Origin of the sequence: Novosphingobium mangrovi, from assembly GCF_022818885.1 — a bacterium.
Classification (GTDB): domain Bacteria; phylum Pseudomonadota; class Alphaproteobacteria; order Sphingomonadales; family Sphingomonadaceae; genus Novosphingobium; species Novosphingobium mangrovi.
Genome location: NZ_JALHAT010000003.1, coordinates 306012 through 324187, shown reverse-complemented (window position 1 = coordinate 324187; position 18176 = coordinate 306012). Strand labels below are relative to the sequence as shown.

18 protein-coding genes are annotated in these 18176 nt (G+C 63.8%); 13 read left to right on the top strand and 5 right to left on the bottom strand.

Annotation, left to right across the window (positions count from 1 at the left end):
* Positions 1 to 98: 98 nt before the first annotated feature.
* From MTR65_RS03805 to MTR65_RS03785, 5 genes are all read left to right on the top strand, one after another.
* A complete protein-coding gene (locus MTR65_RS03805; protein ID WP_243797203.1) occupies positions 99 to 1142 on the top strand; it encodes a YihY/virulence factor BrkB family protein in 1044 nt (347 codons plus the stop codon).
* Positions 1143 to 1217: 75 nt separating this feature from the next.
* Positions 1218 to 2519, top strand: a complete 1302-nt coding sequence (gene ribB / locus MTR65_RS03800; RefSeq protein ID WP_243797201.1) for a 3,4-dihydroxy-2-butanone-4-phosphate synthase — start codon at positions 1218 to 1220, stop codon at positions 2517 to 2519.
* A gap of 13 nt (positions 2520 to 2532) precedes the next feature.
* Complete coding sequence (gene ribH, locus MTR65_RS03795) at positions 2533 to 2955, top strand: 6,7-dimethyl-8-ribityllumazine synthase (protein ID WP_243797199.1); 423 nt, start codon at positions 2533 to 2535, stop codon at positions 2953 to 2955.
* A 304-nt stretch (positions 2956 to 3259) separates the two neighbouring features.
* Positions 3260 to 3424: a hypothetical protein gene (locus MTR65_RS03790; protein WP_243797197.1), complete on the top strand. Its 165-nt coding sequence runs from the start codon at positions 3260 to 3262 to the stop codon at positions 3422 to 3424.
* A 227-nt stretch (positions 3425 to 3651) separates the two neighbouring features.
* The gene (locus MTR65_RS03785) at positions 3652 to 4257 is read left to right on the top strand and encodes a helix-turn-helix domain-containing protein (protein WP_243797195.1); all 606 of its coding nucleotides are present in this window, start codon (positions 3652 to 3654) and stop codon (positions 4255 to 4257) included.
* Positions 4258 to 4353: 96 nt separating this feature from the next.
* On the opposite strand, the gene eno is transcribed toward MTR65_RS03785, so the two are convergent.
* Positions 4354 to 5640 carry a phosphopyruvate hydratase gene (gene eno, locus MTR65_RS03780; RefSeq protein WP_226635587.1) on the bottom strand — a complete coding sequence of 429 codons (1287 nt, stop codon included), beginning with the start codon at positions 5638 to 5640 and terminating at the stop codon, positions 4354 to 4356.
* 197 nt (positions 5641 to 5837) lie between these two features.
* On the opposite strand from eno, the gene MTR65_RS03775 reads away from it, so the two are divergent.
* The 5 genes from MTR65_RS03775 to MTR65_RS03755 all read left to right on the top strand — a co-directional run bounded on the left by MTR65_RS03775 (position 5838) and on the right by MTR65_RS03755 (position 7978).
* Positions 5838 to 6359, top strand: a complete 522-nt coding sequence (locus tag MTR65_RS03775) for a hypothetical protein (RefSeq protein ID WP_226635589.1) — start codon at positions 5838 to 5840, stop codon at positions 6357 to 6359.
* Positions 6360 to 6385: 26 nt separating this feature from the next.
* Positions 6386 to 6781 (top strand): phage holin family protein, encoded by a 396-nt coding sequence (locus MTR65_RS03770; protein ID WP_226635591.1) that lies wholly within the window; start codon positions 6386 to 6388, stop codon positions 6779 to 6781.
* Positions 6778 to 7095, top strand: a complete 318-nt coding sequence (locus MTR65_RS03765; RefSeq protein WP_243797193.1) for a hypothetical protein — start codon at positions 6778 to 6780, stop codon at positions 7093 to 7095. The genes MTR65_RS03770 and MTR65_RS03765 overlap by 4 nt, the downstream gene beginning before the upstream one ends.
* Positions 7088 to 7627 carry a hypothetical protein gene (locus MTR65_RS03760; protein ID WP_243797191.1) on the top strand — a complete coding sequence of 180 codons (540 nt, stop codon included), beginning with the start codon at positions 7088 to 7090 and terminating at the stop codon, positions 7625 to 7627. Before MTR65_RS03765 ends, MTR65_RS03760 begins: the two co-directional genes overlap by 8 nt.
* A gap of 126 nt (positions 7628 to 7753) precedes the next feature.
* Positions 7754 to 7978, top strand: coding sequence for a DUF4170 domain-containing protein (locus MTR65_RS03755; protein ID WP_039393863.1), 225 nt, complete (start codon positions 7754 to 7756; stop codon positions 7976 to 7978).
* A 108-nt stretch (positions 7979 to 8086) separates the two neighbouring features.
* Here the strand turns inward: MTR65_RS03755 and greA are convergent, their stop codons facing one another.
* From greA to carA, 4 genes are all read right to left on the bottom strand, one after another.
* Positions 8087 to 8563 carry a transcription elongation factor GreA gene (greA, locus tag MTR65_RS03750; protein ID WP_226635597.1) on the bottom strand — a complete coding sequence of 159 codons (477 nt, stop codon included), beginning with the start codon at positions 8561 to 8563 and terminating at the stop codon, positions 8087 to 8089.
* Between the two features lie 137 nt (positions 8564 to 8700).
* The gene (gene carB, locus MTR65_RS03745; protein ID WP_243797188.1) at positions 8701 to 12024 is read right to left on the bottom strand and encodes a carbamoyl-phosphate synthase large subunit; all 3324 of its coding nucleotides are present in this window, start codon (positions 12022 to 12024) and stop codon (positions 8701 to 8703) included.
* Positions 12025 to 12053: 29 nt separating this feature from the next.
* Positions 12054 to 12353, bottom strand: a complete 300-nt coding sequence (locus MTR65_RS03740; protein WP_243797185.1) for a hypothetical protein — start codon at positions 12351 to 12353, stop codon at positions 12054 to 12056.
* Positions 12350 to 13516 carry a glutamine-hydrolyzing carbamoyl-phosphate synthase small subunit gene (gene carA, locus MTR65_RS03735; protein WP_243797182.1) on the bottom strand — a complete coding sequence of 389 codons (1167 nt, stop codon included), beginning with the start codon at positions 13514 to 13516 and terminating at the stop codon, positions 12350 to 12352. Before carA ends, MTR65_RS03740 begins: the two co-directional genes overlap by 4 nt.
* Before the next feature lie 160 nt (positions 13517 to 13676).
* On the opposite strand from carA, the gene MTR65_RS03730 reads away from it, so the two are divergent.
* Genes MTR65_RS03730 through rpoD form a run of 3 tightly spaced genes read left to right on the top strand, consistent with a single transcriptional unit; the run spans position 13677 to position 18118 of the window.
* Positions 13677 to 14129 (top strand): GatB/YqeY domain-containing protein, encoded by a 453-nt coding sequence (locus MTR65_RS03730; RefSeq protein ID WP_213501649.1) that lies wholly within the window; start codon positions 13677 to 13679, stop codon positions 14127 to 14129.
* 38 nt (positions 14130 to 14167) lie between these two features.
* Positions 14168 to 16054 (top strand): DNA primase, encoded by a 1887-nt coding sequence (gene dnaG / locus MTR65_RS03725; RefSeq protein WP_243797180.1) that lies wholly within the window; start codon positions 14168 to 14170, stop codon positions 16052 to 16054.
* Positions 16055 to 16108: 54 nt separating this feature from the next.
* Complete coding sequence (gene rpoD, locus MTR65_RS03720; protein ID WP_243797178.1) at positions 16109 to 18118, top strand: RNA polymerase sigma factor RpoD; 2010 nt, start codon at positions 16109 to 16111, stop codon at positions 18116 to 18118.
* Positions 18119 to 18176 lie beyond the last annotated feature (58 nt).

Here is an 18176-nt window from a genome sequence, read left to right as displayed (position 1 = left end):
CGCTGTTTCTGTCCCCATGCGCGCCAAGGCCGTGTCCACACCGCCGATAACCCTTATCGCATTGCAACCACAATGGTTCCCGTTCAGTTTGTTAGCGCATGACCGAGGACTATCTCCCCCCTGACGCCCCGCCCGGTGCGGATTCCAACTGGCCCCTGCAGATGCCGCCGCGCGCCTGGCTGCGAATCCTGCGCAGGGTCTGGATCATGGCCGGCTTCCATGAACTGGGCCTTCTGGCAGGAGGACTGGCGTTTTACTGCTTCCTCGCGCTGACCCCGCTGATCGCCGCAACGGTGATGATCTACGGTCTGGTCGGCGATGCCGACACCGTGCGCAAGCAGATGCAGAGCATCGTCGATGTCGTCCCGCCCGAAGTCGCCCAGGTCCTTCAGGCGCAGCTCATCCAGATCGTTTCGACCAGCTCGGGCGTTACCGGCCTCGCCCTTGTCATTGCCCTGTTCTTCGCCATCTTCGGCGGGATGCGCGCGGCCAACGGCATGATCAGCGCGCTCAACATCGTCAACGAGGAGCACGAGACGCGCGGCACCATCGCGGTTTCCTTCCGCGCCGCGAGCCTGACCCTGGCCGCCGTCTTCATCGCGCTGACCGGCGTCCTGGCAGGCGGCGTCTTCACCTGGCTGCAACGCCAGGCCTCGTTCTACCTGGGCACCTCGACCGCAACCCTGTTCACTTGGCTGACATGGCTCGCCGCGCTGATCCTTGGCACCTGCGGCTTTGCCCTCATCATGCGCTTCGGGCCCGACCGGCGCCCCGCCAAGTGGCGCTGGCTCGCGCCCGGCGCGATGTTGGCGACGTTCCTGTGGCTGGCGATCTCCTTCGGCTTCTCGTTCTATGTCGCCTATATCAGCGACTACAACGCCACGTATGGATCGCTCTCGGCCATCGTTGTCTTCCTGATGTGGCTTTACCTCTCGGCCTACGGAGTCCTCCTGGGCGCCCTCCTCAACGCCGAGATCGAGCGCCAGGTGTTCCGCGACACGACCGCGGGCCGCACACGCCCTCCTGGCGAGCGCGGCGCGGTTCTGGCCGACATTCTCGATGACACGATCCCCACGCTCGAGGATCTCGAGCAGCACAAGGTTCGTCGCGCGCGTCTGGCGCGTCAACGCCTCGATAGCTGAACATCGGATATTCGCCCCTTGCATTGTGATGTGATAAAGGTCTAACGGCCGCACATCGCAATGTGAGAAAGACCAATGCCCTCCAAAGTCATCGACCAGGTCCGCAAGCTCATCACCGAAGGCGGCATGAGCCGCGCCGGACTTGCCCGCGCCGCAGGCCTCCACGCCAATACCCTGCGCGACTGCACCGAGGATAGCTGGAACCCCACCACCGAAACCCTCGCCAAGCTCGAACATGTGCTCTTCTCGAACGACGAGACCCCTGTCCTCGTCCCCATCGAGGAGATCATCGACGAGGCGCGCAACGGCCGCATGTTCATCCTCGTTGACGACGAGGATCGTGAAAACGAAGGCGACCTCGTCATCCCGGCCCAGATGGCGACGCCTGCCGCGATCAACTTCATGGCCTCCCACGGCCGCGGCCTCATCTGCCTCTCGCTCACCAACCAGCGCGTTGACGAACTCGGCCTCGACCTGATGAGCCAGCACAACGGCACCCGGCACGAAACCGCCTTCACCACTTCGATCGAGGCGCGCGAAGGCGTCACCACAGGCATCTCCGCCGGCGATCGTGCCCGCACCGTTTCGGTTGCCATCGACGGCACCAAGTCCAAGGCCGATATCGTCACCCCCGGCCACGTCTTCCCGCTGCGCGCTCGTGATGGTGGCGTTCTCGTGCGCACCGGCCACACCGAGGCCGCAGTCGACATCTCGCGCCTCGCCGGACTCAATCCCTCGGGCGTGATCTGCGAGATCATGAAAGACGACGGGACTATGGCCCGTATGGACGATCTGGTCAGCTTCGCGCGGCTCCACGACCTCAAGATCGGGACCATTCGCGATCTCATCGCCTACCGCCGCAAGCACGACCGCATGGTCGAGAAGACCAACGAGCTGACCTTCACGAGCCGCCATGGCGGTCAGTGGACAGCCTGCTGCTACCACAACCGCGCGACCGGCGATGAGACCATCGCGCTGGTCAAGGGCCGCATCGACCCTACGCAGCCGACACTGGTGCGCATGCACACCCTCTCCACCTTCGTCGACATCTTCGGCGAGGAATCGCAGGATCGCTCCGACCTCCTGCAGCGCTCGATGAAGATCATCGCCGAGGAAGGCTCGGGCGTCATCGTCGTCATCAACAGCCCGATGTCGCAATCTTTCTCCGAAGTGATGGACCTCAAGCGCCAGTTCCGCGATGGAAAGAATCCGGACCTGGAGGAACTGCGCGATTATGGCGTGGGCGCGCAGATCCTGGCCGAACTGGGAATCCACGACATGATCCTCCTGACCAACACCCGTCATTCGCTCGTCGCGCTCGAAGGCTATGGCCTCGATATCGTCGGCGAACGCCCCATCACGTCCAGCGAAAGCTAAGGAAGCTACCACCATGGCTCGTTTTCTCATCGTCGAAGCCCGCTTCTACGACCACCTCAACGACATGCTCGTCGCAGGCGCCCGCAAGGCGCTGGAAGCCGAAGGGCACTCGGTCGATGTCATCACCGTTCCCGGCGCGCTCGAGATCTCCGGGGCCCTCGCCCTCGCCGACGGCGCCGGTGAATACGATGGCTATGTCGCCATTGGCGTCGTCATCCGCGGCGAGACCTACCATTTCGAGATCGTCGCGGGCGAAAGCGCACGCGGCATCATGGCGTTGACCATGGACGGCATCGCCATCGGCAACGGCATCCTGACCGTAGAGAACGAAGAGCAGGCCCTCGTCCGCGCCGATCCGGCGCAGAAGGACAAGGGCGGCGAAGCGGCCAAGGCGGCACTTGCCCTGCTCAAGCTGCAGGACAAGTTCGGCCGCTGAAAACGGCATCACCACCGCCTTGCGAAGGGCGCCGCGGCACTGGCCCGGCGCCCTTTTTCGTGCGCGCCCCGACCACTAAACCACGGTAGCTTTCGCCCTTGCACCAGTCCCGAAACGCAACAGCGCGCAAACCCCGATTGCCCCGCCTTCGAATGGCCCTAAGAAGGGGCCATATGGCGTTTTAGAGCCATAACGGATGTTAATGTGACATCTGGCTCGGAACGCTCGATGCAGGGGGCGTTCATAAGAAGCCAAACCCGGGGTCGCAGCCGGTACACCGACAGCCGACAGGAGAAACGGCACCATGAAGGACCGGGCTCAATTGCAGGAATTGCTCGATGATCTCTACGACCGCCTCGCCCAGCTCGACATGGCGGGGGAAAGCGTGGCCGCAGCCCACCTCGATGCAGCCGTGACGTTGCTCAACCGATCGCTCGAACTGCTGCCAACTGCAACCGAAATGGAATAACCTCGTAAAGACGCGGTCCCGTAAGCGCGCTTAAGGTTGTTGGGCCATGTCAGACGATCGGGGCAAGAATTCGTCAGGACGGGACTTAAAGGCCGCAAGCACCATGGGATGCGGCTCAGTCAGGAATTGTACGCAGGATTGCTCCGACGTCGATGTGGATCTCGGCTCCCGGTTGGCCATCCGGCCCATCGGACCACCCACTCCTTGTGCGACGGTGATCCGGACTGATGGAAAATACAGACCAGAGGATGCGAAACCGAAACAAGGCGATCCGCCTGATCGGCATCGCCAACGAGCTCCTGGCCATGGCGCGCCAGCTCGAACTTGACGACGACGCACCCGAGGGTGCCTCGCCCTTCGATGTCCTGCCCGATCTTGCCGCAGCCGATGGGCATACACGGCGCCTGAAGGCAGCCACGTCCGCCAACGACACGGGCCGAAAGGACCATCCCATCTGGGTGGAACTCGCCCGCCAAACGTACGAGGATCGGCGGCGACGCTCCAAGATCTTCCAGTCGGATGACCTGTTTGGCGAACCGGCTTGGGATATCCTGCTGGACCTGTTCATTGCGGCCAAGGAACGGCGCAGCGTTTCGGTGACGAGCGCGTGCATCGGCTCTGCCGTGCCCTCCACCACCGCACTGCGCTGGATCACGATCCTGGAAAAACAGGGACTTCTCCTGCGCGAAGCTGACCCCGGCGATGCCCGCCGCGTCTACGTGAAGTTAAGTGCGCGTGGCTACGGAGCTATGCTCGAATACTTCACCGCCGCCTCGCGCTCGGTGGTCCTGCTCGAAGAAGGCGGCACTACCGCGGCCCTCAAGATGCAATAAAAAAGCCCCGATACCAATGCGGCACCGGGGCTTCTTCAACTCTGGGCAAGGAGCACCGCGCCTTTGTGCGACGCGTGCGCCTGCCGCGTCTGCCTATCAACCAAGCGAAACCTTGAAGGCTTCGGCACCGGCGTAGTGCGCCGCGCCGCCCAGCTCTTCCTCGATGCGGATGAGCTGGTTGTACTTGGCAAGCCGGTCCGAACGCGCGAGCGAGCCGGTCTTGATCTGGCCGCAGTTGGTGGCAACAGCGAGGTCGGCAATGGTCGCGTCCTCGGTTTCGCCCGAACGGTGCGACATGACCGCCGTGTAACCGGCACGGTTCGCGATCGAGACGGCTTCCAGGGTCTCGGTCAGCGTGCCGATCTGGTTGACCTTGACGAGGAGCGAGTTGGCGAGGCCCTGCTCGATGCCCATGGTCAGGCGCTTGGGGTTGGTCACGAAGAGGTCGTCACCCACCAGCTGAACCTTGTCGCCAACCTTTTCGGTGAGCGCCTTCCAGCCTTCGAAGTCGTCCTCGGCCATGCCGTCCTCGACCGAGATGATCGGGTAGGCCGCGCACAGATCGGCAAGATAGTCGGCGAAAGCGGCGGGGGCGAGCGAGAGCCCCTCACCGCTGATCTCGTACTTGCCCTCGCGGAAGAACTCGGTCGAGGCGCAGTCCAGGGCAAGCTGGATGTCGGAGCCGGGCTTGAAGCCGGCCTTCTCGATGGAGGCCATCACGAAGTCGAGCGCATCGCGCGTGCTGGCAAGGTTGGGGGCAAAGCCGCCTTCGTCACCGACCGCAGTCGCCAGGCCCTTCTCCGACAGACCCTTCTTGAGCGTGTGGAAGATCTCGGCGCCCCAGCGCACGGCCTCGGTGATCGAACCGGCGCCGACCGGCATGATCATGAATTCCTGGAAATCGATCGGGTTGTCGGCGTGCTCGCCGCCGTTGATGATGTTCATCATCGGAACCGGCAGCACATGCGCCGAGACACCACCGATGTAGGAATAGAGCGGCAAGCCACGGGCATTCGCGGCCGCCTTGGCAAGCGCCAGGCTGGTGCCCAGGATCGCGTTCGCGCCCAGGCGGCTCTTGTTCTCGGTCCCGTCGAGATCAATCATCGCCAGGTCCAGGTCGCGCTGGTCTTCGGCATCGAGGCCGATCAGGCACTCGGCGATATCGTCGTTGACCGCGTCCACGGCCTTGAGCACACCCTTGCCCAGGTAGCGGTCCTTGTCCCCGTCACGAAGTTCGACCGCTTCATGCGCACCCGTCGACGCGCCCGAGGGCACAGCGGCCCGGCCGAAGCTGCCGTCTTCCAGCAGCACGTCGACCTCCACGGTGGGGTTGCCACGGCTATCCAGAATTTCACGGCCATGAATATCGATGATCGCGGTCATTTTCGAAACCTCCTCTGTCGCCACGTTCCAGTGACTCTGGTTGGCGCTCTAAGCAGCGGAACAACCTGTGACAAGTTGCGTTGCAGCATTATTGAGTAGCTTGTGTTACCCTGTGTGCACACCATATCATTCAGACGCCGCACGCCATGCCGGGGCAAAGGCAGACTGCGGCGATTGGGCAAAGGAAGGAAACCTCGATGGTCGAATCCACCGTAGACGACACGACGACCCCTGGCGCGGATGCCGCCAAGAGCCACTTCACCAAGGCGGTCGACGAAGCCAAGGCTGGCGCCCACGCCCTTGCGGACGAGTATCGCGCCAAGTTCTCCCAGAAGAAGGACAGCCTGAACGAGGAAGCAAAGCACTGCTCGGATGAGGCACGCGGAAAGGCCGACGCCTTTGCCGCCGACGCCAAGGCCAAGGCCGGGGAATACGCCGTGGAAGGCAAGGCGCAGACGAGCAAGGCCATCGTGCGCCTCTCCAAGGTCATCGACGACAACGTCGCCTACATCGACGACAAGGCGGGCGTGAAGTACGGCGATTATGCGCGCTCCGCCTCCAAGTCGATGCAGGACGCGGCCGCCCGCCTCGATGAAAAGTCGTTCGAGGAACTGGGCGAGGACACCCGCGCCTTCGTGCGCTCCAATCCGACACTTTCGGTCGGCATGGCCGTGGCCGCAGGCTACGTCCTGGGCCGTCTGTTTTCGAAAAGCAGCTGATCCCCCCTGACGACCGAGCCTGATTGATGCTTCACCAACCCCCGCCGGGGACCGAGCCGAGCCCGGGAACCGACGACGTCACCCTTGCCGAGGATCTGCGCCTCCTTGCCGATGAGGCCAAGGTCCTCGCCAAGGCCGAACTTGGCTTCCAGAAAGCGCGCGCGGCCTATGCCGGGCAGCAGGTCAAGAAGATCGTGGCCCTGCTCGTCATCGGGCTTGTGCTGCTTTTCTTTGCGGCCATGGCGGCCGTGGTCGGCCTCGTCATCGCACTTGGCCAGGTGATCGGCGCCTGGGGTGCAATGGCCGTTGTCACACTTGGACTTGCCGTTCTGGCGGGGCTATGCGCAATGAATGCCAAGCGCAAGCTCGGCGCCATGAAGCGCGTCATCGCCAACACGACCAGCGAAGAGGCTCGGCCATGAAGAGTTCGGCCCAAGAGGTGATGGCACAGCGCGAGGTGCGCAACGCAGCCAAGGACGCCTTCGACGCGCGCTACGGCGCGATCCGCGCCGACATGGAGGAGCGCGGCCTTGCCGGGCGCATCCTCGACGAGACCGTCGAGGCCGCGCGCGGCGCTTTCGACGAAGCCGTGGCCGTCGTCGAGGACAACCCGGCGGTCGTGGGCGGAACCCTCGCCGCGCTGGCGCTTTGGATATTCAGAAATCCCGTAATCTCCTGGGTCGAGACGCTGCTGCGGCTTGATCACGACCATGAAGAGGACACCGACAATGGCTGACAGCGAACCCACCACCCCCGCCACTTCGGCAACCAGCGCGAATACGGGCAACATCGTGGCCCTGCACTCCTCGAGCAAGGACGAACGTCCTTCCGAGAAGGTGATCGGCTTCGTGAAGCGCCACCCGGTCATCACCGTGGCCGGCGGCCTTGCGGTAGGCGCGGCCGTAGCCGCACTCCTCCCGCGCCGGATGACGCGCGGCGCCGCCACGCGTGCCGTCAGCATTGCCCAGACGGCAGGCACCACCACCCTCCTGTTCGGCAAGCGCGCTGGCGACGAGATCCGTCTCTTGGGCCACCGCGCAAGCGACGAGACGCACGCGGCCCTCGAAGGACTCGAAGAGCGCGCCGAGCACGCGGGCGACTACGCCGCGGGCAAGCTTGAAAAATTGGCCACTGCAGCGCTGGGATTTGCATCCTCCATCGCCCGCAAGAGCGGCAAGCGCATCGAGCAGGCTGGCGAGGCGACCAGCGAAGGCACGCACAAACTCGCGGATTTCGCGGAAGATCTGCGCAAGAAGGTGGGCCACTGAGGCCTCTTGATAATGATTTGCAGGAGCTGAAATAGCCCGATTTCCGGGAAGATCCGGCCTTGCCCCCAGCCCAGTCGGAAATTATAGGGCCAAGGCGTCTCCCAACAGGAAAAAGTGGCACATCACATGCAGCAGAAACTTCACCTCGTGATGGGCGGCCGGGTCAAGGATCCGACCGGTCTCGAATTCGTCGACCTCAACGACATGGACATCGTGGGCGTGTTCCCGAACATGGCAACCGCGAAGGACGCTTGGAAGTCGGCCGCACAGCGCACCGTCGATGACGCCGAGATGAAGTACGTGATCGTGCACCTGCACCGTCTGCTCGACCCCGAGAACAACGAAGTCTGATCCAGATTTCGGCACACACGAAAAGAGCCGGGAAGGACACCCTTCCCGGCTCTTTTCGTGTGCCGGTGGCGGTCCGGGCGATCAGATCAGCCCGGAATGCACGTCACATCAGATAAAGTCGATCTTCTCGACGAGGTAGAACTTGTCACCCGAAGGCACGGTCACCTCGACCTCTTCGTTCACCTTCTTGCCGATCAGCGCCTTGCCGAGCGGCGAGTTGTAGCTGATGCGCCCAGCCTTCGCGTCGGCCTCATACGGCCCCACGATCTGGTACTTCACCGGCTTGTCGTCATCGTCGAGCAGGGTCACGGTTGCGCCGAAGATGATCTTGTCACCCGACAGCGTTGCGGGATCGACGATATGCGCGCGGCTGATCTTGTCCTCAAGATCGCCGATCGTGGCCTCGATCTGACCCTGGCGTTCCTTCGCCGCGTGATATTCCGCATTTTCCGAAAGGTCGCCGTGCGCACGCGCTTCCTCGATCGCGTCGACGACACGAGGACGCTCTTCGCGCAGCGCCTTGATCTCTGCCATGAGCCGTTCGTAGCCCTCGGCGAGCATCGGCAGCTTTTCAACACTTGCCATCTAAATCTTCCTCCTGTTGCCGTCCCATGCTCGCCCCGCTGCGTCCCGTCAGGCGACTAGTCACCTGCCCGGTCCCCGGCGCGCGCGCCATGAGGGACCGGTCCGATCTGCAGCGATGTGGGAAGGCAAGATCGATTTCAGCTATAATAATCTTGCAACGAACGGACTTCAAGCTGGCTCCCGCGAATCGTCGCGATTGCCTCGCTTGCCGCGATGCTCGCGGCGGCCGTGGTGAAGATCGAGACCTTCGCGGTCAAGGCCGAGGCCCGGATCGACTGCGAGTCCTTGAGGCTCTGCCACCCCTCGGTCGTGTTGAAGATCAGCGAGACCTCGCCATCCTCGATCTTGTCGACGATGTGCGGACGGCCCTCGGCCACCTTGTTCACCAGTTCGACCGCGATCCCGGCCTTCGCCAGGAACTGCTGCGTGCCCGACGTCGCGATGATGCGGAAGCCTTCATCAGCCAGCTTCTGGACGGCGGGAAGGATGTGGTCCTTGTCGCTGTCCTTGACCGAGACGAAGACCGTGCCTTCCACCGGCAGGCGCATGCCTGCCCCCAGCTGGGCCTTGGCAAAGGCGCGCGGATAGTCGCGGTCGATGCCCATGACCTCGCCGGTCGACTTCATCTCCGGGCTCAGCACCGGGTCGGTGCCCGGGAAGCGCGCGAAGGGGAAGACCGCTTCCTTGACCGCGAAGTAGTCGAGCTCACGCTTGATCGGCGGGAAGGTCGAGAGCTTTTCGCCGGCCATGACGCGCGCGGCAATCTTGGCGATGGGCTGGCCGATGGCCTTGGCAACGAAGGGCACGGTGCGCGAGGCGCGCGGGTTGACCTCGATGAGGTAGACCTCACCGTCCTTGACCGCGAACTGCACGTTCATCAGGCCGCGAACGCCAAGACCGAGCGCAAGCGCGTGCGACTGGCGCTCCATTTCCTCGATGATCTCGGCGGGCAGGCTGTAGGCGGGAATGGTGCAGGCGCTGTCGCCCGAGTGCACGCCCGCTTCCTCGATGTGCTGCATCACACCGGCAACCACGACTTGGTCGCCGTCGCACAGCACGTCGACGTCGCATTCGACGGCATCGCGCAAGTACTGATCGATGAGAACCGGGCTGTCGCCCGAGACCTGCACTGCGGTCGCGATGTAGTCATCGAGCTGCTGCTCGCTGTCGACGATCTCCATGGCGCGGCCACCCAGCACGTAGCTGGGACGCGTCAGCACCGGGTAACCGATGCGGTTGGCGACCGCGACGGCCTCGTCACGGCTGCGCGCCATGCCGTTGGCGGGCTGCTTGAGCTTGAGCTTGTCGACCAGCGCGGCAAACCGCTCACGGTCTTCGGCCAGGTCGATGGCGTCGGGCGAGGTGCCGAGGATCGGGATACCTGCCTTCTCAAGTGCGCCCGCCAGCTTGAGCGGGGTCTGGCCACCGAACTGGACGATGACGCCGACAAGCTCGCCCTTCGACTGTTCGACGCGCAGGATTTCCAGCACGTCTTCGGCCGTCAGCGGCTCGAAGTAGAGACGGTCGGAGGTGTCGTAGTCGGTCGAGACGGTTTCCGGGTTGCAGTTGACCATGATGGTCTCGAAGCCGGCCTCCTCCAGCGCGAAGCAGGCGTGGACGCAGCAGTAGTCGAATTCGATGCCCTGGCCGATGCGATTGGGACCGCCGCCCAGGATGACGACCTTCTTGCGCTCGGACGGCATGGCCTCGTCCTCGGGCTCACCGAAGAGAGGCGCTTCATAGGTCGAGTACATGTAGGGCGTGATCGCCTCGAACTCGGCCGCGCAGCTGTCGATGCGCTTGAAGACGGGGCGCACGCCCAGCTTGTTGCGAAGGGCGCGCACTTCCTCTTCGCTGGTGGCACCAGCCATCGCGCGGATCGTGTCGTGCAGGAGCCCCGAGCTCTTGGCCTGGGTTTCGCCCAGACCGCCTGCGACATGGACCGAACGCACGGCGAGCGTCGCCAGGCGCTTGTCGGAGAAGCCCATGGCCTTCACGCGGCGCAGGCCGGCCGCATCGATCGGGAGGCCATGCTCCATGATCTTGGCTTCCTCGGCGATGATCTCCTCGATGTGGCGCAGGAACCACAGGTCGTAGAAGGTGATCGCGTGGATTTCCTCGATCGTGAAGCCCTCGCGCATGGCCTGGGCCACGTTGAGGAGACGGGTTGGGGTGCGCTGCGAAAGGGCCGCGGTGATGGTGTCGCGGCTTGCGCCTTCCAGCTCGACCACGCGGTTGAAGCCGTCGAGCCCGGTTTCAAGGCCGCGCAGGGCCTTCTGCATCGATTCCTTGACGTTACGGCCGATGGCCATGACCTCGCCGACCGACTTCATCGCGGTCGAGAGTTCGGGCTTGGAGCCCTTGAACTTCTCGAAGGTGAAGCGCGGGATCTTGGTGACGACATAGTCGATGGTCGGCTCGAACGAGGCGGGCGTGGCGCCGGTAATCTCGTTGGTGACCTCATCGAGAGTATAGCCGACGGCGAGCTTGGCCGCGACGCGCGCGATGGGGAAGCCGGTGGCCTTCGAGGCCAGCGCCGAGGAGCGCGAAACGCGCGGGTTCATCTCGATGACGATGAGACGGCCGTCCTTGGGGTTCACCGCGAACTGGACGTTCGAACCGCCGGTTTCGACACCGATCTCGCGCAGCACCTCGAGCGAGGCGGTGCGCATGATCTGGTATTCCTTGTCGGTCAACGTGAGCGCCGGAGCGACCGTGATCGAGTCGCCGGTGTGGACGCCCATCGGATCGACGTTCTCGATCGAGCAGATGATGATGCAGTTGTCCTTGCGGTCGCGGACAACCTCCATCTCGTACTCTTTCCAGCCCAGCAGCGATTCCTCGATGAGGACCTCGGTGGTGGGGGACGCGTCGAGACCCGACTTCACGATCGCCTCGAACTCGGCCTTGTTGTAGGCGATGCCGCCGCCGGTACCGCCCAGCGTGAAGGAAGGACGGATGATCGAAGGCAGACCCGTGCGCTCGAGGACGGCAAGAGCCTCGTCCAGCGTGTGGGCGACACCCGAACGCGCGCTTTCGAGGCCGATCTTGTCCATCGCCTCGCGGAAGCGCTGACGGTCCTCGGCCTTGTCGATGGCATCGGCGTCCGCGCCGATCATCTTGACGCCCCACTTCTCCAGCGTGCCGTCATTGAACAGCGCGAGCGCGCAGTTGAGCGCGGTCTGGCCACCCATCGTGGGAAGCACCGCGTCGGGGCGCTCCTTCTCGATGATCTTGGCGACGACCTCGGGCGTGATCGGCTCGACGTAGGTCGCATCGGCCATGTCCGGGTCGGTCATGATCGTGGCCGGGTTCGAGTTGACGAGGATGACCCGGTAGCCCTCTTCCTTGAGAGCCTTGATCGCCTGGGTGCCGGAATAGTCGAATTCGCAGGCCTGGCCGATGATGATGGGTCCCGCGCCGATGACGAGGATCGAGGAGATGTCTGTGCGTTTGGGCATGGTTCAATCCTGCCTTGAGATTATGCGGGTCAAAGGGGAGACGAAGCGGTCGGGGCCGGGGTTCCCGGCGCCTCGGCTTCGATAATGCGGGCCTGAGGGAGCGAGCGGCGCACCTCGCGAAGGGTGCAGGCCTGCTCGGCCGCGCTCAGGTCGGGAGAGAGAGTAACCACCGGAGCGCCCTTCCCGCCCGAGAACATCGCCTCGGGCACACCGCAGATTTCCGCGATGGCCTTCCCGTCCGTCGTCACCACCTGGGCCTTGGGCGGCGGTTCGCCGCAGGCCGCCAGCGCGAGGGCGGGAAGGAGAAGGGAAAGGCGCGAGGAGATCATCCCAGCATCCCGACGAACTTCTCGAACAGGTAGAAGCTGTCCTGCGGGCCCGGCGAGGCTTCGGGGTGGTACTGCACGCCGAAGGCCTTCTTGCCCTTGATCGCGATGCCGCAGTTGGAGCCGTCGAAGAGCGAGACGTGGGTTTCCTCGATGGTGTCGGGGAGCGTCGCGTTGTCGACCGCGAAGCCGTGGTTCATCGAGGTGATCTCGACCACGCCGTCCTCGTGGCGCTTGACCGGGTGGTTTGCACCGCGGTGGCCCTGGAACATCTTGGCGGTCTTGGCGCCCGCCGCGATGGCCAGCATCTGGTGGCCAAGGCAGATGCCGAAGATCGGCACGTCGCGGTCCAGCAGCCCCTTGATGACGGGAACGGCATAGGTGCCGGTTGCCGCCGGGTCGCCCGGGCCGTTCGAAAGGAACACACCGTCAGGCTTGAGCTCAAGAACCTTATCGAGGCTCGTTTCGGCCGGAACCACGGTGACGCGCGCGCCGGCCTTCACCAGGTTGCGGAAGATGTTGTCCTTCGCGCCATAGTCGAGTGCGACGACGTGCGGACGATCATCGCCCTCAGCGGCGGCGTAGCCTGCGCCCAGCGTCCAGGTCGAACCTTCCCAGCTCTCGTCCGCGGTGCGGGTGACGACCTTGGCCAGGTCCATGCCCTCAAGGCCCGGCCAGGCCTTGGCCTGCGCGATCAGGGCGGGAACGTCGAAGTTTCCTTCGGGATCGTGCGCGATGACCGCGTTGGGGGCGCCCGTCTTGCGGATGCGGCGGGTCAGGGCGCGGGTGTCGATGCCCGAAAGGCCGACCTTGCCCTTGGCCGCGAGCCAGTCGCCGAACTCACCGCCTGAGCGGAAGTTCGAGGCGAGCGTCACGTCTTCGCGCACGACACAGCCAACCGCGCCGTCGACCTTGGATTCCAGATCCTCGTCGTTCACGCCGACATTGCCGATGTGAGGAAAGGTAAAAGTGACGATCTGGCCCGAGTAGGACGGGTCCGTCATCACTTCCTGGTAGCCGGTCATGGCCGTGTTGAAGCAGACTTCGCCTTCTGCCACACCCACAGCGCCAAAGCCGCGGCCCCACAGAACCTCGCCTGTGCTGAGTACAAGAGCGCCCGTGGCTCCTTCCGGTTTAGGCGCAGGCGAAGATGCGGCGTCGGCCATAATGGGTCGCTCCGTTGAGGGTGTTTCTGACATGTGTGCTAAGGCGCTCCCGCTAGAGAGGGTTGTACATCACGTCAAGGCGGCTAGATGCAATTTTCGCGCTGCCTTGCTACTTATGCAATCCCAGCACGTCCCACATCCATACACCGACAGGAAAACAATGCTTCGTGATTCGATCAAGGCCGCCCAGATCGCAGCCATGAAGGCCGGCGACAAACCGCGCCTTGCAACCGTTCGGCTGATTCTCGCCAAGCTCAAGGACCGCGACATCGAGCTGCGCACCAGCGAAGCGCCCGCCGATGACGACGCCATGGTGATCGAGGTCCTGCAGAAGATGGTCAAGCAGCGCCGCGAATCGATCAAGCTGTTCGAGGAAGGTGGACGCCCCGAACGCGCCGCTGAGGAACAGGCCGAAGTCGAGGTCATCGAGACCTTCCTCCCCGCCCAGATGAGCGAAGAGGAAACCAAGGCCAAGATCGAGGCGATCAAGGCCGAAGTCGGCGCGAGTGGCATGAAGGACATGGGCAAGGTCATGGGCCTGCTCAAGGAGCGCCACGCAAGCGAGCTCGACATGGGTAAGGCCAGTGGCTGGGTGAAGGCCGCGCTCTCCTGACACCCCTCTCCTTCCCGCTCTAAGGCAGGCTTTCTTTCGTGCTTACGCCCCAATGGCTCGACCAGCTCCGTTCCCGCACCACGCTATCGGCGCTGGTGGGCCGTTCGGTGCGCCTCCAGAAGGCGGGGCGTGAGCACAAGGCCTGCTGCCCCTTCCACGACGAGAAGTCACCCAGCTTCTACGTCAACGACGAAAAGGGGTTCTACCACTGCTTTGGCTGCGGCGCGCATGGCGATGCGATCCGCTGGATGACCGACCACCAGGGCCTCGCCTTCATGGACGCGGTAAAGGAGCTTGCCGGCGAGGCCGGGATGGATGTCCCCGAGCCCGACCCGCGCGCCGCCAAGGCCGCGCAGAAGCGCGATACGCTCAACGACGTGACCACGGCCGCGCAGGAGTGGTTCCGCCACAACCTGACCACGCCCGAGGGCGCCGAAGCGCGCGCCTATCTCCAGACGCGCGGGTTCGATCCACGCATCGTCGCGCGCTTCGGCTTCGGCTTTGCGCCCGATGAACGTCAGGCCCTCAAGCAGGCCCTGGTGCGCTTTCCCGAACCGATGCTGATCGAGGCGGGCCTGCGCATCGAGGTCGAGGACCGCGATCCCTACGACCGTTTCCGCGGCCGACTGATGCTTCCCATCGAGGATGCGCGCGGCCGGGTCATCGCCTTTGGTGGACGCATTCTCTCCAAAGAGAAGACCAAGGCCCCGAAATACCTCAATTCTCCTGACACACCGCTGTTCGACAAGGGGCGCACGCTCTATAACCTGCACCGCGCCGCACCCGCCGCGCGCCAGTCGGGCCGGATCGTCGTGGTCGAAGGCTACATGGACGTGATCGCGCTGGCGGCGGCCGGTATCGACGAGGCCGTCGCCCCGCTCGGCACCGCGCTTACCGAGCACCAGATCGAGATGCTCTGGCGCCATGTCGAGGCCCCGATCCTGTGCTTTGACGGCGATGCCGCCGGACAGCGCGCGGCGCTGCGCGCGATTACCCGCGCCCTCCCCCTGCTACGCCCGGCCCACACCTTGCGCATCGTGCGCCTGCCCGAAGGGCTCGACCCTGACGATCTCATCAAGGCGCGTGGACCTGCGGCGATGGAAGAGGTCCTCGGCGAGGCCCGCAGCCTGCTCGACGTGCTGTGGGAGGTGGAGAAGGACGCGCATCCCCTCACCACGCCCGAGGACAAGGCGGGGCTCAAGGCGCGCCTTATCCAGCATGTCGAGACAATCCAGCACCCCGACATCGCCAGCCTCTACAAGCGTGAGCTGCTCGACCGATATGGCGAGTTCGCTTTCCCGCGCCGCGAGAACCGCTGGCAGGGCGGACAGGGCGGCGGCGAATCGCGCCGTCCATTCACGCCGCGCGGCCCCGGCCAGGGACGCTGGAACGGGCGTCCAGCAACGCCCCCCTCGCTCCCCGAATCAATCGAGAAGCTGAAAAAGGCACTTTCAGGCGGATCGCGCGACGGGCTTGCGGCCGCGGTCATCGCCGGGCTGATGCGTTGGCCCGAACTCGTGCCCCGCCACGCCGAGGCGCTGGCCCGCACGCCGGGCCTTGATTCGCGCTTCGACGCGTTGCTCGAATGTTGCGACGCCATGGCACCGCTTGAAAAAGACGCGCTATCCACCATATTGTCGGAAAATGGTCTGGAAGTTCCCAGAACCGCTGAATATTCGGGGTTTCGCTTCGGCTTTCTGGCCCCGGGCGCAAATGCAGAGCATGCGGCAGCGGAACTCGCTCAGGCCATCGATCTCTTGGTGGAACGTCCGGTCCTGGAGGCAGCATTGGCACAGGCAACAGCCCGGTTCGAAAGCGAGGTTTCGGACGAAACTTTTGCCGAGCAGCAACGTCTCCTCAAGAGAAAGCTGGAATTTGATAAACGCCTCAGGCAAATGGCGACAAGACATGCGTCTTCGTCCTGATTGTATAATTATACGCTCACAGGGTGTCGGGCAGCACGGGATAACGGCGGAAGAATGAGCAAGAACGAGACCAACGGCGGCGAAAACGACGGTACCGACGCGCCGCTGATCGACCTCAACGAGGCTTCGGTCAAAAAGCTGATCGCGCGCGCCAAGCGCAAGGGCTACATCACGATCGACGAACTCAACGAGGCCCTGCCCCAGGACCAGATGAATTCGGACCAGATCGAGGATATCTACGCCGCGATCAACGAGATGGGCGTCAACATCGTCGAGAACGACGAGGACGCGCAGAACGAGGACGAGGAAGAAGTCGAGGAAGTCGATTCCTCCGACGACACCTCGCCCAAGCCGGCCGTCGAGACCAAGAAGAAGGAAACGGTCGAGCGCACCGACGACCCGGTGCGCATGTACCTGCGCGAAATGGGCGCGGTCGAACTGCTCAGCCGCGAGGGCGAAATCGCCATCGCCAAGCGTATCGAAGCCGGCCGCGACATGATGATTCTGGGCCTGTGCGAGAGCCCGATCACTTTCCACGCCATCATCCAGTGGTCCGAAGCCCTCAACAACGAGGAAATGCAGCTGCGCGAGATCCTCGATCTCGACGCCATGCTATCCAAGGAGCCGGCGCCCGAAAGCCTCAACGAGGACGGTGAGAGCGAGGACGACGGCGAGATTTCCGAGGCCACCGCAGGGCCCTCCTACAAGGACGACGACGAAGAGGAATCTTCGGAAGAAGGCGAAGAAGGCGAGGACGGCGAAGGCAGCCGCAAGGAAGAGGAAGAGGAAGAGGACAACACTCTCAGCCTCGCTCAGATGGAAGCGGCTCTCAAGCCCGAGGCGCTCGAGAAGTTCGCCACCATCACCGAGCTGTTTCAGGCCTTCGAGAAGCTCCAGTCCGAACGCCTCGAAGCGCTCGCGCTGGGCATCGATTTCCCGGCCGCCAAGGAAGACCGCTACAACGAGCTGCGCGAGGAACTCACCGCGCAGGTCGAATCGGTCCAGTTCCACGCGACCAAGATCGAATACCTCGTCGACAACCTCTACACCTTCAACCGTCGCCTCACGACGCTGGGCGGCCAGATGCTGCGCCTTGCCGAGCGTCACAAGGTGAAGCGCGTCGACTTCCTCAACAGCTACGTCGGCCGTGAGCTCGACGACACCTGGCTGCCGGAAGTGGGCAAGAAGGACAAGAAGTGGGCCGCGTTCGCCGAGAACGAAGCCGACGCTGTTGAACGCATCCGCCAGGAAGTCTCGGACATCGCGGCGGCCACCGGCATGGCGCTCCCCGAGTTCCGCCGCATCGTCAACATGGTCCAGAAGGGTGAGCGCGAGGCGCGCATCGCCAAGAAGGAAATGGTCGAGGCGAACCTGCGCCTGGTGATCTCGATCGCCAAGAAGTACACGAACCGTGGTCTCCAGTTCCTGGACCTCATCCAGGAAGGCAACATCGGCCTGATGAAGGCGGTCGACAAGTTCGAGTACCGCCGCGGCTACAAGTTCTCGACCTATGCGACGTGGTGGATCCGTCAGGCCATCACCCGCTCGATCGCCGACCAGGCGCGCACGATCCGTATCCCGGTCCACATGATCGAGACGATCAACAAGCTCGTGCGCACGAGCCGCCAGTTCCTCCACGAGCAGGGCCGCGAGCCCACCCCAGAGGAAATGGCCGAGCGTCTCTCGATGCCGCTCGAGAAGGTGCGCAAGGTGATGAAGATCGCCAAGGAGCCGATCTCCCTCGAAACGCCGATTGGCGACGAGGAAGATTCGCACCTGGGTGACTTCATCGAGGACAAGAACGCGATCATCCCGGTCGATGCCGCGATCCAGTCCAACCTCAAGGAAACGGTCACCCGCGTCCTTGCCAGCCTCACCCCGCGTGAGGAGCGCGTGCTGCGCATGCGTTTCGGCATCGGCATGAACACCGACCACACGCTGGAAGAAGTCGGCCAGCAGTTCTCGGTGACCCGCGAACGTATCCGTCAGATCGAGGCGAAGGCGCTCAGGAAGCTCAAGCACCCGAGCCGCAGCCGCAAGATGCGCTCGTTCCTCGATCAGTAAGGAAACGGGTTTCCCATCGATCACGAAGCGCCCGCGGACCTGCTCCGCGGGCGCTTTT

What these genes read in the sequence shown, in the direction of transcription:
- MTR65_RS03760 (WP_243797191.1), top strand. Translation starts at nt 7,088, where the DNA reads ATGGCTGACAGCGAACCCACCACCCCCGCCACTTCGGCAACCAGCGCG.
- MTR65_RS03805 (WP_243797203.1), top strand. Translation starts at nt 99, where the DNA reads ATGACCGAGGACTATCTCCCCCCTGACGCCCCGCCCGGTGCGGATTCC.
- MTR65_RS03740 (WP_243797185.1), bottom strand. Translation starts at nt 12,353, where the DNA reads ATGATCTCCTCGCGCCTTTCCCTTCTCCTTCCCGCCCTCGCGCTGGCG.
- eno (WP_226635587.1), bottom strand. Translation starts at nt 5,640, where the DNA reads ATGACCGCGATCATCGATATTCATGGCCGTGAAATTCTGGATAGCCGT.
- rpoD (WP_243797178.1), top strand. Translation starts at nt 16,109, where the DNA reads ATGAGCAAGAACGAGACCAACGGCGGCGAAAACGACGGTACCGACGCG.
- MTR65_RS03770 (WP_226635591.1), top strand. Translation starts at nt 6,386, where the DNA reads ATGCTTCACCAACCCCCGCCGGGGACCGAGCCGAGCCCGGGAACCGAC.
- MTR65_RS03730 (WP_213501649.1), top strand. Translation starts at nt 13,677, where the DNA reads ATGCTTCGTGATTCGATCAAGGCCGCCCAGATCGCAGCCATGAAGGCC.
- carB (WP_243797188.1), bottom strand. Translation starts at nt 12,024, where the DNA reads ATGCCCAAACGCACAGACATCTCCTCGATCCTCGTCATCGGCGCGGGA.
- MTR65_RS03765 (WP_243797193.1), top strand. Translation starts at nt 6,778, where the DNA reads ATGAAGAGTTCGGCCCAAGAGGTGATGGCACAGCGCGAGGTGCGCAAC.
- ribB (WP_243797201.1), top strand. Translation starts at nt 1,218, where the DNA reads ATGCCCTCCAAAGTCATCGACCAGGTCCGCAAGCTCATCACCGAAGGC.
- MTR65_RS03755 (WP_039393863.1), top strand. Translation starts at nt 7,754, where the DNA reads ATGCAGCAGAAACTTCACCTCGTGATGGGCGGCCGGGTCAAGGATCCG.
- MTR65_RS03790 (WP_243797197.1), top strand. Translation starts at nt 3,260, where the DNA reads ATGAAGGACCGGGCTCAATTGCAGGAATTGCTCGATGATCTCTACGAC.
- MTR65_RS03775 (WP_226635589.1), top strand. Translation starts at nt 5,838, where the DNA reads ATGGTCGAATCCACCGTAGACGACACGACGACCCCTGGCGCGGATGCC.
- greA (WP_226635597.1), bottom strand. Translation starts at nt 8,563, where the DNA reads ATGGCAAGTGTTGAAAAGCTGCCGATGCTCGCCGAGGGCTACGAACGG.
- carA (WP_243797182.1), bottom strand. Translation starts at nt 13,516, where the DNA reads ATGGCCGACGCCGCATCTTCGCCTGCGCCTAAACCGGAAGGAGCCACG.
- ribH (WP_243797199.1), top strand. Translation starts at nt 2,533, where the DNA reads ATGGCTCGTTTTCTCATCGTCGAAGCCCGCTTCTACGACCACCTCAAC.
- MTR65_RS03785 (WP_243797195.1), top strand. Translation starts at nt 3,652, where the DNA reads ATGGAAAATACAGACCAGAGGATGCGAAACCGAAACAAGGCGATCCGC.